Annotated in this window: 11 protein-coding genes; 6 read left to right on the top strand and 5 right to left on the bottom strand. The window is 67.8% G+C overall.

The features are described 5' to 3' along the window. Positions 1 to 58: 58 nt before the first annotated feature. Positions 59 to 1,240 (bottom strand): hypothetical protein, encoded by a 1,182-nt coding sequence (locus ASF28_RS15195; RefSeq protein ID WP_056094330.1) that lies wholly within the window; start codon positions 1,238 to 1,240, stop codon positions 59 to 61. A gap of 208 nt (positions 1,241 to 1,448) precedes the next feature. Between ASF28_RS15195 and ASF28_RS15190 the strand changes: the two genes are divergently transcribed. The 5 genes from ASF28_RS15190 (at position 1,449) to hpnK (ending at position 6,889) form a co-directional block, all read left to right on the top strand. Then, entirely contained in the window at positions 1,449 to 2,549 is a 1,101-nt protein-coding gene (locus ASF28_RS15190; RefSeq protein WP_056094328.1) for a flippase-like domain-containing protein, read from the top strand. Then, complete coding sequence (locus tag ASF28_RS15185; RefSeq protein ID WP_056095074.1) at positions 2,549 to 3,163, top strand: MlaC/ttg2D family ABC transporter substrate-binding protein; 615 nt, start codon at positions 2,549 to 2,551, stop codon at positions 3,161 to 3,163. The genes ASF28_RS15190 and ASF28_RS15185 overlap by 1 nt, the downstream gene beginning before the upstream one ends. Before the next feature lie 95 nt (positions 3,164 to 3,258). Next, positions 3,259 to 4,437 (top strand): bacteriohopanetetrol glucosamine biosynthesis glycosyltransferase HpnI, encoded by a 1,179-nt coding sequence (gene hpnI, locus ASF28_RS15180; RefSeq protein ID WP_056094324.1) that lies wholly within the window; start codon positions 3,259 to 3,261, stop codon positions 4,435 to 4,437. A 57-nt stretch (positions 4,438 to 4,494) separates the two neighbouring features. Beyond that, complete coding sequence (hpnJ, locus tag ASF28_RS15175; RefSeq protein ID WP_056094321.1) at positions 4,495 to 5,928, top strand: hopanoid biosynthesis associated radical SAM protein HpnJ; 1,434 nt, start codon at positions 4,495 to 4,497, stop codon at positions 5,926 to 5,928. Positions 5,929 to 6,046: 118 nt separating this feature from the next. After that, positions 6,047 to 6,889, top strand: coding sequence for a hopanoid biosynthesis-associated protein HpnK (gene hpnK, locus ASF28_RS15170; protein ID WP_056094318.1), 843 nt, complete (start codon positions 6,047 to 6,049; stop codon positions 6,887 to 6,889). 9 nt (positions 6,890 to 6,898) lie between these two features. On the opposite strand, the gene ASF28_RS15165 is transcribed toward hpnK, so the two are convergent. From ASF28_RS15165 to ASF28_RS15155, 3 genes are all read right to left on the bottom strand, one after another. Next, positions 6,899 to 7,288, bottom strand: a complete 390-nt coding sequence (locus ASF28_RS15165; protein WP_056094315.1) for a type II toxin-antitoxin system VapC family toxin — start codon at positions 7,286 to 7,288, stop codon at positions 6,899 to 6,901. Positions 7,289 to 7,291: 3 nt separating this feature from the next. Beyond that, a complete protein-coding gene (locus ASF28_RS15160; RefSeq protein WP_056094312.1) occupies positions 7,292 to 7,567 on the bottom strand; it encodes a type II toxin-antitoxin system Phd/YefM family antitoxin in 276 nt (91 codons plus the stop codon). Between the two features lie 119 nt (positions 7,568 to 7,686). After that, complete coding sequence (locus ASF28_RS15155) at positions 7,687 to 10,341, bottom strand: MMPL family transporter (protein ID WP_056094309.1); 2,655 nt, start codon at positions 10,339 to 10,341, stop codon at positions 7,687 to 7,689. A 683-nt stretch (positions 10,342 to 11,024) separates the two neighbouring features. Between ASF28_RS15155 and hpnH the strand changes: the two genes are divergently transcribed. Then, positions 11,025 to 12,188 carry an adenosyl-hopene transferase HpnH gene (hpnH, locus tag ASF28_RS15150; RefSeq protein WP_056094307.1) on the top strand — a complete coding sequence of 388 codons (1,164 nt, stop codon included), beginning with the start codon at positions 11,025 to 11,027 and terminating at the stop codon, positions 12,186 to 12,188. Positions 12,189 to 12,288: 100 nt separating this feature from the next. Here the strand turns inward: hpnH and ASF28_RS15145 are convergent, their stop codons facing one another. Continuing rightward, entirely contained in the window at positions 12,289 to 12,960 is a 672-nt protein-coding gene (locus ASF28_RS15145; RefSeq protein WP_056094304.1) for a phosphorylase, read from the bottom strand. Positions 12,961 to 12,963: the final 3 nt, after the last annotated feature.

The raw sequence follows: 12,963 nt of genomic DNA, 5'->3' as shown, positions 1-12,963 counted from the left end.
GGGAGCGCACCGTCGGCGCGCTTCCGCATCTGTCGATCATCCTCGACGTAAAAGAATCCTAGAAGTAGGACTTCAGGGTGCCACGGCGGCGCACGTCGAGGGTGGCGCAGTGGAACGAGCCGCCGAACGGTCCGTAGGACAGGAACGGCGCCGGGATCGGGTCGAAGCCCCAATCCTTGAGGGCCTTGATCAGGGTCGGCTGGCTCTGGTCGACGACGATCTTCTTCTCGTCGATGGCGAGCACGTTGATCGAGGTCCAGGGCGAGCACATGGAGATCTTGCTCATGAAGCCCTCGACGGGGTCGGGGCGCGGGGCGATGAGCACGTCCCACTTCTTGAGCACGGCCGGCAGCTTCTCGACGTCGATGTAGTCCGGGTTCACCAGCACCTTGCCGGGGGCCAGCGGCATGAACGACGAGTCGATGTGCATCGGCTGCGGGCAGCGGCTCTCGATCTCGTGGATGCGGAAGCCTGGGCCGAGGTGGCGGCGCAGCCACTCGATGCCCATGAGGTTGGTGACGTTGGAGCGGGTCACGAACAGGTCGCGGCCGCAGCGGACGAAGTCGGCCGCGTCGAACACCGGCTCGAACTCGTTCACCGTGAACTGCATCGGCTCGCCGGCCTTCAGGTTCGGCACCCGGTAATCGTAGTTGTAGAGCTCGTCGGTGAGCTGCGGACGCGGCGCGGACGTCCAGCGCGCACCCGCACGAAAGTACTCCTTGAAGAGCGACCGGTAGGCGTCGCCCTCGAAGTAGCGCGACCGCCAGCACATGGGGCTCTCGATGATCTCGTCGCCGATGACGAGGTACGGGTCGCGCGGGCATGCGACGCAGAAGCCGCGCGAGGACCATTGCGGCGCCCGGAACTTCTTCGAGAAGTCGATGCTGTCGGGCCGGCGGATCTTCACGCCCTCGCCGGCGAGGATCGAGATGAAGTTGTCCAGCTCCTGCTGGGCGAGCTTCTTCATGAACTTCGGATACCGGAAGCCGGACGCGAAGCGGTAGAACGGCTGGGCCGCACGCGGCAGGTTGAAGATCACCGTCAGGTGGTGTGTCGGAATGGTCGCACCGTCGAGACTTCCGACGATGACCTCCTCCAGGGGGTCCCACTCGTTCCAGGCCATCACCGGCGAGTGCGGCTTGGGCGTTCCGGGAGCGCCGAAACCGGCCGACGCCGTGCGGTCGCCACGCCCGTCCTGATCGACGGCTTCACCCGCCGTGATGTGTGATTCGCGGTCCATGATCGTACCCCTGTCGCGCGTCCTGCGGCTGCTTTTTTGGGGCTTCGCCCCTGTCCCGCTTTGGCCCGCACTGTGTCTATCGGGTGATAGACAACGCTTCCCAAAGCTGCAACTTCCGATGACGTTCATCGCTTCCGGCGGTCTTCTGACCCGGAAACACGGCGGGATTTCAGCAGAGATCAGCCGAACCGACGTCCGAAAGGGGACCATGAAGCGTTTGACGACATTGGCCCTGATCGCCGGTCTTTGCACGGTCGTTGGCCTGTTCCTGTCCTCGGGTCTCGAAGACGTGGCCGCTGCCGTGGTCAGCGCCGGATGGGGCGCCCTCGTCGTCGTGGTCGCGCGCGCCGTGGCCGTGGCCTGGGCGGGCCTGGGCTGGTTCGTGATCTTCCCGCGCTTCGAGCGCCCGTCCTTCCGCGACTGCGTCACGCTCCGGTTCGTGCGCGAGGGCATCAACACCCTGCTGCCCGTGGCCCAGGTCGGGGGCGATTTCGTCGCCGCCCGGCTCCTGACCAAGCGCGGCGTCTCCGGCGGCGTCGCCGGAGCCAGCATGTTCGTCGATCTGATGACCCAGGCGGTCACCCAGTTCCTGTTCACCGTGGCCGGCGTCGTGCTGCTCGCCTGGCTCGCCGGGGACGGCCCCATCGTCCGCACCGTGGCGGGCGGGCTCGCCGTCGCCGCGCCAGCGCTGGCCGCCTTCTACCTCATCCAGCGCCGCAGCGGCCATAAGGTGATCCAATCCCTGGTCAGCCGCTTCGCCGGCTCCCGCGAGTGGCGCGCGCTCGGCGCCATCGACGTTCTCTACGACGCCCTGAAGCGCCTCTACGGCCATCACGGCCGGGTGCTCAGCGGCATCGGCATCCACCTCGTCGGCTGGCTCATCGGCACCATCGAGGTCTATGTCTGCCTGCACTTCATGGGCTATCCCGTGAGCTTCCTCGAGGCCCTCGTCATCGAGAGCCTGGCGCAGGCGGTGCGCGGCGCGGCCTTCGCCGTGCCCGGTGCCCTCGGCGCCCAGGAAGGCGGCCTCATCGCACTCTGTGCCATCTTCGGCATCCCGGCCGAGGCGGCCCTCGCCCTCTCCCTCGTCAAGCGGCTGGCCGACCTCCTCGTCGGCGTCCCCGGGCTGCTCGCCTGGCACACCCTGGAAGGCAAGGGCGGGCCGGCGCCGGAGAGCGGGGACGCGGTGACGCCCCGTCAGACCGCGCCGCACCCCGCTCCCGTGGTGATGCCCTACACCACCGACCGCGGCACCACGCTCCTGCGGACCGTCGAGGGTGAGCTGGGGGACCTGAAGAAGTGCGCCTGATCCCCATCCTCCGTGCGGGCCTCGTCGCAGGCCTGCTGGCGGCGCCCCTGACGGTGCCCCTGGCCGCGCGGGCCGCCGACGATCCGGCGGTGGGCGTCGTCCGCACCCTCTACACCAGCTTCGAGACCGCCCTGAAGGGTGGCCCCGGCGACGTCCGGACCCGCGCCGCCGCCATCGGCGCGACGCTGACCGAGACCATCGACTTCCCCGCCATGGCGCGCGTCGCCGTCGGTCCGACGTGGAAGGGATTCTCCCCCGAGCAGCAGGGCTCCCTCACGGAGGCCTTCGGCCAGTACTTCATCGCGACCTACGCCACCCGCCTCCGGCAGGCCGCCGGCGGCACGTTCACGGTGAAGCCCGAGAGCGAGGCGCGCGGCGCCGACCGGCTGGTCCAGAGCGAGGCCGCCAACGCCGACGGCGATTCTTCTCAGGTCGACTACCTCGTCGGCCCGGGCAACCGCATCCGGGACATCTACCTCAACGGCAACGTCAGCGAGGTCGCTACCCTGCGCGGCAGCTTCGCGGACCCCCTCAAGGCGGGCGGCGCCGACGGACTGCTGAAATTCCTGCGCGAACGCACCGCCGTCATGCTCGCCGCCAAACCGGCGCCTTAGAGTCCGGTCACAGCCGGCTTCACCACCGACGTACCGACCTTCGCGCCGCTCTCCTCGCGGCACTCTCACGAGCCCCGTGACCGAGCGATGCCCCCATGGACCTGATCTGGCTCTCGCACCTCCTGCTGCTGCTCGCGCTGGCCGGCTGCGTCTACGGTCTGGCCGCCGCGGCCCTGGCCGGCCGCTTCGCCCGACGCACCGTGCCCGTCCTCAAGGGCACGCCGCCCTCGGTGACCATCCTCAAGCCGCTCTGCGGCATGGAGCCGAACCTCTACGAGAACCTCGAGACCTTCTGCCAGCAGGCCTATGCCGCCCCCGTCCAGGTGGTGTTCGGCGTGCAGAACGCCGCCGACCCGGCGATCGCGGTCGTGCGCCGTCTTGCCGAGGCCTATCCGGCCCTTCGCCTCGACCTCGTCGTCGATGCGCGCCAGCACGGCTCCAACCGCAAGGTCTCGAACCTCATCAACATGACCGGTTCCATCGCCCACGCGGTGGTGGTGCTCGCCGACAGCGACATGGTGGTGAAGCCGGATTACCTCGCCCGCATCGTCGCCGAGCTGAGCCAGCCCGGCATCAACGGCGTCACCTGCCTCTACCACGGCGTGCCGGCGCACCGGGGCATCTGGGCCCATCTCTCGGCGCTGGCCATCGACGTGCAGTTCCTGCCCAACGTGGTGATGGGCACCTCCCTCGGCCTCGCCAAGCCCTGCTTCGGCTCCACCATCGCGTTCACGGCGAAGGCGCTGACCGAGATCGGCGGCTTCGAGGCGTTCCGGGATGACCTCGCCGACGACTACGCCATCGGCGAAGCCCTGCGCGCCGGCGGGGGAATCGTCGCGATCCCGACCTTCACCATCGGCCATACCTGCGTCGACACCGATCTGGCCGGCCTATGGAGCCACGAGCTGCGCTGGAACCGCACCATCCGCAACGTCGATCCGGCGGGCTACGCCGGCTCCATCGTCACCCACGCCTTCCCCCTCGCCCTCATGGGCGCGCTGATTCCGGGCGCCGGCATCCACGCCCTGGCCGTGGCGGCCCTGGCGCTCGCCTGCCGCATCGTCCTGTGCGTGCGCCTGGAGCGGGCCTTCGGGCTGGCGCCCCATCCGTATTGGCTGTTGCCGATTCGCGACATCCTCTCGTTCATGAACTTCTCCTGGAGCTTCGTCTCGGGTGCGGTGACATGGAAGGGCCACGATTATCGGGTGGTTGCGGATGGCACACTGATCCCCGAGCGAAGTCTCGGCCACGATGCTGGTGCATCCTCGCTCTGAACTTCGCTTCTAGCTTCCCGCCCGTCCCGTTTCCTTCTCGCTGAGGCCTTGAACCCCATGCGCACCCTCTTCCTGCAGGCTCCCACCTTCGACGGCTTCGACGGCGGCGCCGGCTCCCGCTACCAGGCCAAGCGCGAGATCAAGTCATTCTGGTACCCGACCTGGCTCGCCCAGCCGGCCGCCCTGGTGCCGAACTCGAAGCTCATCGATGCGCCCCCGCACAACATCAAGCTCGCCGAGATCGTGGCCCAGGCCAACGACTTCGATCTCGTGGTGCTCCATACCTCGGTGCCGTCGTTCAAGTCCGACGTGAAGACCGTCGAGGCGTTGAAGGCCGCCAATCCGAAGCTCATCGCCGGCCTCATCGGCGCCAAGGTCGCTGTCGACGCCGCCGGTGCCATGGCCCAGGCCCCGTGCATCGATTTCTGCGCCCGCAACGAGTTCGACTTCACCGTCAAGGAAGTCGCCGACGGCACGCCGATGTCGGAGATCAAGGGCCTGTCCTACCGGGATGCCAACGGTGTCGTGATCCACAACGTCGATCGCGAGATCATGACGGACATGGATCAGCTGCCGTTCGTCACGAGCGTGTACAAGCGCGACCTCCAGATGGAGAAGTACTTCATCGGGTACCTGAAGCACCCCTACATCTCGTTCTATTCGGGCCGCGGCTGCAAGAGCCGCTGCACCTTCTGCCTCTGGCCGCAGACCGTCGGCGGTCACACCTACCGCACCCGCTCGGTCGCGCACGTGATCGAGGAGATCAAGTACTGCCTGAAGGAGTTCCCGCAGACGAAGGAGTTCTTCTTCGACGACGACACCTTCACCGACAACCTGCCGCGCGCCGAGGAAATCGCCCGCGAGCTGGGCAAGCTCGGCGTCACCTGGTCGTGCAACGCCAAGGCCAACGTGCCGCGCGAGACCCTTAAGGTTCTGAAGGAGAACGGCCTGCGCCTGCTGCTGGTCGGCTACGAGTCCGGCAACCAGCAGATCCTGAACAACATCAAGAAGGGCATGCGCGTCGAGGTCGCCGAGAAGTTCACCAAGGATTGCCACGACCTCGGCATCGCCATCCACGGCACCTTCATCGTCGGCTTGCCCGGCGAGACCCGTGAGACGATCCAGGAGACCATCGCGTTCGCCAAGCGCATCAACCCGCACACGATCCAGGCGTCCCTGGCCGCCCCCTACCCGGGCACCTTCCTGTACAAGCAGGCGGTCGAGAACGGCTGGCTCGACATCGCCAACGCCGAGCTCGTCGACGAGAACGGCGTGCAGATCGCGCCGCTGCATTATCCCCACCTGTCGCATTCCGAGATCTTCGCGGCGGTGGAGGAATTCTACCGGAAGTTCTACTTCCGCGCCCCGAAGATCGCCTCCATCGTCTCCGAGATGGTGCGCTCGCCCGACATGATGAAGCGCCGCCTGCGAGAGGGCGTGGAGTTCTACCGCTTCCTCAAGGAGCGCCAGGGCACCGCCAAGGCGGCCTGAGCCTCATCCCTCCGACAATCGCGGCCGGGCCTCACAGCCCGGCCGTTTTCGTTCGGGGGTCCGCCCTCGACCCGCGAGAGGGCTTGCCCTCTCGACACCCATTCCTCAGGAGCTTTTCGTGAAGCGTCTCGTCGTGACGGCCGACGATTTCGGTCTGAGTCTGGCGGTCAACGAGGCCGTCGAGCAGGCCCATCGCGAGGGCATCCTCACGGCCGCGAGCCTGATGGTCGGCGCGCCTGCCGCAGCCGACGCCGTGGCCCGCGCCCGGCGCCTGCCGTCGCTCCGGGTCGGGCTGCACCTCGTCCTGGTCGAGGCATGGCCGACCCTGCCGCCCGCCGACCTGCCCGACCTCGTCGGGCCGGACGGCCTCATCCGCGGCGATATGGGCAAGCTCGGCCTCGACCTCGCCCTGAAACCGGCGGCCCGGCGCCAGCTCGCGGCGGAGATCACGGCCCAGTTCGAGGCCTATCGCGCCACCGGACTGCCCCTGGACCACGTCAACGCCCACAAGCACTTCCACGTCCACCCCCTCATCGCCGGTGCGGTGCTGGCCATCGGCCGCCGCTACGGCATGCGGGCGATCCGCGTGCCGCGCGAGCCCCGGGCGGTGCTGCGCGCCGCCGAACCGGGGACCCACCCGAAGCCGGCCCGCGACAGCGCACCCTGGGCCGCCCTGCTGGCCGTGCGCGCGCGTCAGGCCGGGCTCCTGATCCCCGACCGGACCCTGGGGCTCGCCTGGTCCGGCGCCATGACGCCGGCCCGCGTGGCCGGCCTCCTGGCCCATCTGCCGGACGGTCTCACGGAACTCTACACCCACCCCGGCACCGGCGGCGGTTTCCCCGGCGAGGCCCCGGGCTACGCCTACGCGGCGGAGCGCGATGCCCTGATCGCGCCGGCCACCCGCGCCGCCCTGGCGGGATCGGGCGCGATCCGCGGCGGGTTCTCGGATTTTGCGTCGTAATCGGCCGCCTTATGGAAAGCGGGCGGCGAGGGGGTGGTCGCGCAGGGCGTGATCCACGGTGACGAGGAAGCGTTGCTCGGTCCAGCATTGTGCCAGCAGAAGGCGGTCGAAGGGATCGCGAGTCACGGGTTCCGGCGACACCTCGGCCACCACGTGGTGATGCGTGATCGGCAGAATGGTGAGGCCTGCGGCTTCGAAAAATACCGCAAGGTTCGCGGGCGGCATTCCCGCATCGAGCTTACCCAGCCGAGCCTTGATCGCAATTTCCCAGAGGCTCACCGCACTCAAAGCGACGTCGTGTTCGGTCAGGGCAAGGCCGGTGGCGATCACCGGATAGGTACGCTCCAGCTGTCCCTTTGAAAACGCGATCAGGACGTGCGTGTCGAGAAGGAGACGCATCGATCAGGGCAACGGCCGTAGTAGGAAATCCTCCGGCAGGGGATCATCGAAATCATCGGCGACGAAAGGGAACGGATCATCGAGCCCATTCGCTCGCAGATAGGCATAAGCGGCGTCCCAGTCGATACCCGTGCACCGCTGCGTCTCATCGGGTCGATGAGGCACGAGGTCGAGAACGGGCTTGCCATCGCGAGCCACCACGATGGTTTCGCCGTTCTCTACGCGCTTGGCGAGGTCGGCAAGCATCGGGCCGGCCTCCTCCAACAGGATCGTCGTCATGGCGTAAATTCTAGCATGCCGCTGACAAGCGTCCAGTCCGGAACATTGCGATCCCCCCAAACGCAGAACGGGCGCGGGATCCACCCGCGCCCGCTCGCCATTCTCGAAGGACGCCCGGCCTATTTCGCCGAGACCGCCTCGGCCGGACGCCTGGTCTGAAGGTCCGGCGGTACGGCGGCGTCGCCTTCGGGGCGCTTCGGGTCGGGCTGCTTCGGCGGTGGGCCGAGGAAGGCCGGGACCACGAAGAACGCCGCCACGAGGGTGAAGAACAGCGACAGGGCCAGCAGCTTGCCCATGCTGGCCGTGCCCGGATGGCTCGACAGCACCAGGGAGCCGAAGGCCGTGCCGGTGGTCAGCGCCGAGAAGAAGATCGCCCGGGTGAGGCTGGAGGCCAGCATGTCGGCGACGCCCGCCCGCCACGCTATGACGTAGTAGATGTGGAACGCCACGCCGACGGCGAGCATCAGCGGCATGGCGATGATGTTGGCGAAGTTCAGCGGCATGCCGACCACGTGGAGCGCCATGAGGGTCCACAGGGTGGCGAGCACCAGGGGGCCGAGCGTCATCGCCACGTCCCAGGGTTTGCGCAGGGCCACCGACAGGATGATGAAGATGAGCACCAGGGCGGTCAGTGCCGCCTGCACGAAGGCGCCGAGGATGGTGTAGCTCGACGACGTGGTGGCCACCGGCGCGCCCGTGGCGTGGGGTGCCACGGTCTGCACCTCCTTGGCGAACCGGCGCAGGACGACGTTGTCGTTGGCGTCGCCGCTCGGATGGACCTCGATGCGCGAGCGCCCGTCCGCCGTGACCCACTCCGCCTTCAGCTTCGGCGGCAGGTTGTCCAGGGTGATCTTCTGCGGATTGAGGAGTCCGGCGAGGCGGGTGAGCAGGGTCTTGAGGTCCGTCGTCAGGGCAACGCTGGCGGCCTCCCGCGTCGCCACCGGGGCGGTGGCGAGCTTGTCGAGGCTCCCCGCGAGGGCCTCGGCCGCGCGGGCGCCGGTCAGCGTCCGCAGGGCGGCAGCCGTGTCCTTGATCGCCTTCACGTTGTCCGCATCCGTGGGCGGCGGCGGCTTGCGGCCGGGGTTGAGCGCCGGGCCGAGGAGCTGCGCCGTGTCGGCGATGATGGCGAGCTTCTGATCCTGATCGCGGGGCACGAAGGTGTCGATATCGATCACCTTGGCCACGGAGGGCAGCTTGCGCAGCTTGGCGGCGAGGTCCGGAACCGCCTCGGGGGAGGGGGCGAGGACGTCGATGAGGTTCGGGCTCGTCTCCGGGTCCTTGATCAGGTCGAGATAAGTGGAGATCGATTCCACCTTGGGGCTGCGCAGGTGCATCGGGTTGGAATCGAACGGCAGCTTGAACAGGAGCGGGATGCCCGCCACCGTGACGAGGCCGACGCCGATGAGCACGGCCTTGCGGTGCTCGATGATCCAGTGATCGACCCCCGCCATCCAGGTGGTCTCAACGGCCTTCGCTTCCGTCTTCGGCTTGAACACGGCGATGAGGGCCGGCAGCAGGGTGAGCGAGAACAGGTAGGCGACGATCATGCCGACGCCGGCGATGAGGCCGAGTTCGGACACGCCGCGGAAGGCCGTGGGCAGGAAGGCGAAGAAGCCGGCGATGAGCGAGATGGCGGCCAGCGTCAGGGACCAGCCGACGCCGCGCGCGGCGGCGCGGAGCGCCGAGGGCAGGTCGGGCTGCTCGAACCGGTCGGCCCGGTAGCGCACGGCGAACTGGATGCCGAAATCGATGCCGAGCCCGACGAACAGGGCCGCGAAGGCGACGGAAATGGGGTTCAACTCGCCCACCATCAGCAGGCCGAGGGCCGCCGTGACGATGAGGCCGGCGAAGGTGGTGATGAGCACCGCGCCGACCAGCGAAGCGGAGCGCAGGGCGAGCCACACGAACAGCACGATGGCGCCCGTGGTGACGCTGTAATTGAGGAACGCATCCTCCGCGAGGGTCGCGAACTCGTCGTCGGCCACGGCCACGGGACCGGTCAGGCGCATGCGGGCGCCACCACCGACATTGTACTCGCCGTTGTTGATCTTGAGGTCGGCGGCGATCTTGCGCACCACCGCCGTCGCCGTCGCGCCGGGCTGGAGGGCGTTGTAGTCCAGCACCGGCTGGATCATCACGAACTTGCGCAGATCGGTGCTCTGCAGCTTGCCGTTGGAGAGCAGTGTCTGCCACGACAGCCGGGCCGGCTCGCCGGCGAGCACCGTACGAAGGGTCTCGTCGATCTGGCCCATGGGCCGATCGAGGTCCTCGATCTTGGCGTCGCCGCTCTTGACGCCCTTCGCACCGAGACTGAGCACCCGCATGATGCCGCGCAGGGACGGGTCGGCCGCCAAGGGTCCAAGCAGCCCCTGCTGCTGCACGAGCTGCTCGGTGGTCTTCGTCAGCTCTTCCTGCGACATCAGCAGGAAGCCGTTCTTTTCGTAGAACGGGCCGCCATCCGGGCGGTAGACGGATTCGATCGTATCCTTACGGTCGGCCAGGGCCTTGGCGAGGTTGGCCGCGGCCTCCTCGGCCTGCTCGGGCGTCTTCCCGTCGATGACCGCCACGAGGGTGCCGGTCCGCTGCGGGAAGGCTTTCTCGTAGGCAATCTCGTCCTGCCGCCAGGGCACGTCCTTGTCGATCAGCCGTTCCACGTCGGTGTTGATGCGGAACAGGTGGGCGGCCAGGCCAGCGCTCGCGACGGTGACGAGGGCAACCAGGGCTATGACCAGCCAGCGACGCTGGACGGAAAACGCGACGAGCCGTTCGATCACGGGTATCCTGCCTGCTTGTGCGATGCGATCGGGCCGAGCCCGGCTCTGTCAGAAGCCGCCGACCCATGGGCCGGCACGTGCGGATCGCGTGGTTTCCAACGGACGGTTTTCACCTGTCGGCACGATCCACGAGTGCGAAGCCCCTGGCGGCGAATTCCGGTCGCCCCGTCTGCGCGAGCAAACGGACGGGCACGGCAATCCGATCTTCTCGCTTGGCTCAGTAAGGGTCCAGCGTCCGGAATGCAACGCACGGGGATTCTCTCTCCCTCCGCATCGTACCCCCGTGCGCTTTCGCACCCGCGTGCGGTTGCGATCCGTGCCGGGCGGCGGCACGCGCCGGGTGGCTAGGAAAAAATCACCGGCGTCCTCCAACGGGTCGCCTCACAAAACTCATGATCGCGGGTCTTCTCTCCAGCGATCGCAGTGCAACAGGCGTTTCATCGAGAATCGCCCGGCTGCCTCCAGCGAGCCACGTTCTTTCCAGAAACCGACCCAGGAACCGACGCGAGAGACCCGCCCAACGTCCGGGCCTGTGGCGGGATTATCCCAGGGTCCTGGAAAGGCACGCGACCCCGGCGGGTTTTGCGCCGTTTCAGATTGGTTCCAACCTAGGTCGCTGGAATTCCGCTTTTTTTCACGCTAAGCAGCCCGATACATCGGGGCCAGCAACAAGGAGCCACGTCTTGGGTATTCCCCTCCGGTACGTCGCGAAGATTGGCGGCTACATCCTGAAACAGCACCTCACCGGTCGCAAGCGCTACCCGCTCGTGATGATGATGGAGCCGCTGTTCCGCTGCAATCTCGCCTGCGCCGGTTGCGGCAAGATCGATTACCCGGACGAGATTCTCAACAAGCGTCTCCCCGTCGCCGACGCCCTGGAATCCGTGCGTGAGTGCGGCGCACCCATGGTGGTGATCGCCGGCGGCGAGCCGCTCCTGCACAAGGATCTGCCGCAGATCGTCGAGGGCATCATCGCGCAGAAGAAGTTCGCGATCGTGTGCACGAACGCGCTTCTGCTCGAGAAGAAGATCAAGGAGTACAAGCCGAGCCCGTACTTCACCTGGTCGATCCATCTCGACGGCGACAAGGAGATGCACGACGGCTCCGTGTGCCAGCGCGGCGTCTACGACAAGGCCGTGGCCGCCATCGCCAAGGCGAAGGAGATGGGCTTCCGCGTCACCATCAACTGCACGTTCTTCAACAATTCCTCCGCCGACAAGATCGCCGACTTCTTCGACAGCGTGACGAAGATGGGCATCGACGGCATCACGGTCTCGCCGGGCTACGCCTACGAGCGCGCGCCCGACCAGCAGCACTTCCTCAACCGCAAGGCGACGAAGGACCTGTTCCGCGGCGTGTTCCGCCACGGCAAGGAGAAGGGCCGCCAGAAGTGGGCGTTCCAGCAGTCCGGCCTGTTCCTCGACTTCCTCGCCGGGAACCAGACCTATCACTGCACGCCCTGGGGCAACCCGACCCGGACGGTGTTCGGCTGGCAGAAGCCCTGCTACCTCCTGGGTGAGGGCTACGCCGCCACCTTCAAGGAGCTGATGGAAGAGACCGACTGGGATTCCTACGGCACCGGCAATTACGAGAAGTGCGCCGACTGCATGGTCCATTCGGGCTACGAGGCCTCCTCGGTGGTCGATTCGGCCACGAAGCCGTGGAAGCCTCTGATCCATGCCATCCGTGGCATCAGGACCGAGGGCAAGATGGCGCCCGAGATCAACCTCGACAAGCAGCGCCCGGCCGAGTTCGTGTTCTCCCGCAACGTCGCCCAGAAGCTGTCCGAGATCAAAGCCTCCGGCGTCGACACCAAGCGCGAAGCCCGCAACCGCACGGCCGCTTGAGCCGCTTCGGCGCCCGCAAAGTCAGGCGCCTAGCGATCCCAACGAAAAGCCCCGCGACACGCAGGTGTCGCGGGGCTTTTCGTTGTTCGACGCCTTCGTCCTACGGTACGCCGAGGCTCGCACCGAGCAGGGGGCGGCAGCGCTTCAGGGCCGCGAAGGCCCGACCGGAATCGCGGGCGAGGTGCACGAGGGTGCCGATCTGGCGCGGATCGCGCAGGATCGCCGTCAGGACCGCGACGATGTCGGGCTCGCCGTTGGGTTTCAGGGCCTGGGCGGCGAAGGCGGGAATCGCTCGGACGGCCGGATCGCACACCACGCGGATCGCCGCGAAGGGCAGGCCGTGCCGGGCCGCGAAAGCGGCGGCGACCTGGGATTCCATATCGACGGCGACGGCACCCGTGCGCGCGTGGAGATCGGCCTTGTCGGCGACAGCGAGGATCGCCGTTTCGACGCCGGCGACGGCGGCACGGCGGACGGAGCCGAAACCCGCGAGCCGGCCCATGAGCGCATCGGCGACGGCCCCGTCGACCGGATAGCTCCGGTCCCGGGCCACGATCTCGGTGGCGATGACCACATCCCCTGGGACGAGGTCCGGTGCGAGCCCCCCGGCGATGCCGATGCTCACCACGGCACGGCAATCCGGCGGCGTCCGGGCTTCGAGAAGCGCGCGCAGGCGCTGCGGGTTGCCACCGGCCCCGATGGCGACGACCCCCGGCCCGGCGGCGAGGCGCGCTTCCTTGGCGAGGCCGGTGACGGCGAGGACGGGGCGCATCGC

This window comes from Methylobacterium sp. Leaf99 (assembly GCF_001422375.1).
Taxonomy (GTDB): domain Bacteria; phylum Pseudomonadota; class Alphaproteobacteria; order Rhizobiales; family Beijerinckiaceae; genus Methylobacterium.
Note: the sequence above shows the minus strand (reverse complement) of the source record. Positions and strands in the feature narration are given on the sequence as shown.

What these genes read in the sequence shown, in the direction of transcription:
- ASF28_RS15145 (WP_056094304.1), bottom strand. Translation starts at nt 12,960, where the DNA reads ATGCGCCCCGTCCTCGCCGTCACCGGCCTCGCCAAGGAAGCGCGCCTC.
- hpnJ (WP_056094321.1), top strand. Translation starts at nt 4,495, where the DNA reads ATGCGCACCCTCTTCCTGCAGGCTCCCACCTTCGACGGCTTCGACGGC.
- hpnI (WP_056094324.1), top strand. Translation starts at nt 3,259, where the DNA reads ATGGACCTGATCTGGCTCTCGCACCTCCTGCTGCTGCTCGCGCTGGCC.
- ASF28_RS15195 (WP_056094330.1), bottom strand. Translation starts at nt 1,240, where the DNA reads ATGGACCGCGAATCACACATCACGGCGGGTGAAGCCGTCGATCAGGAC.
- ASF28_RS15160 (WP_056094312.1), bottom strand. Translation starts at nt 7,567, where the DNA reads ATGACGACGATCCTGTTGGAGGAGGCCGGCCCGATGCTTGCCGACCTC.
- ASF28_RS15165 (WP_056094315.1), bottom strand. Translation starts at nt 7,288, where the DNA reads ATGCGTCTCCTTCTCGACACGCACGTCCTGATCGCGTTTTCAAAGGGA.
- ASF28_RS15190 (WP_056094328.1), top strand. Translation starts at nt 1,449, where the DNA reads ATGAAGCGTTTGACGACATTGGCCCTGATCGCCGGTCTTTGCACGGTC.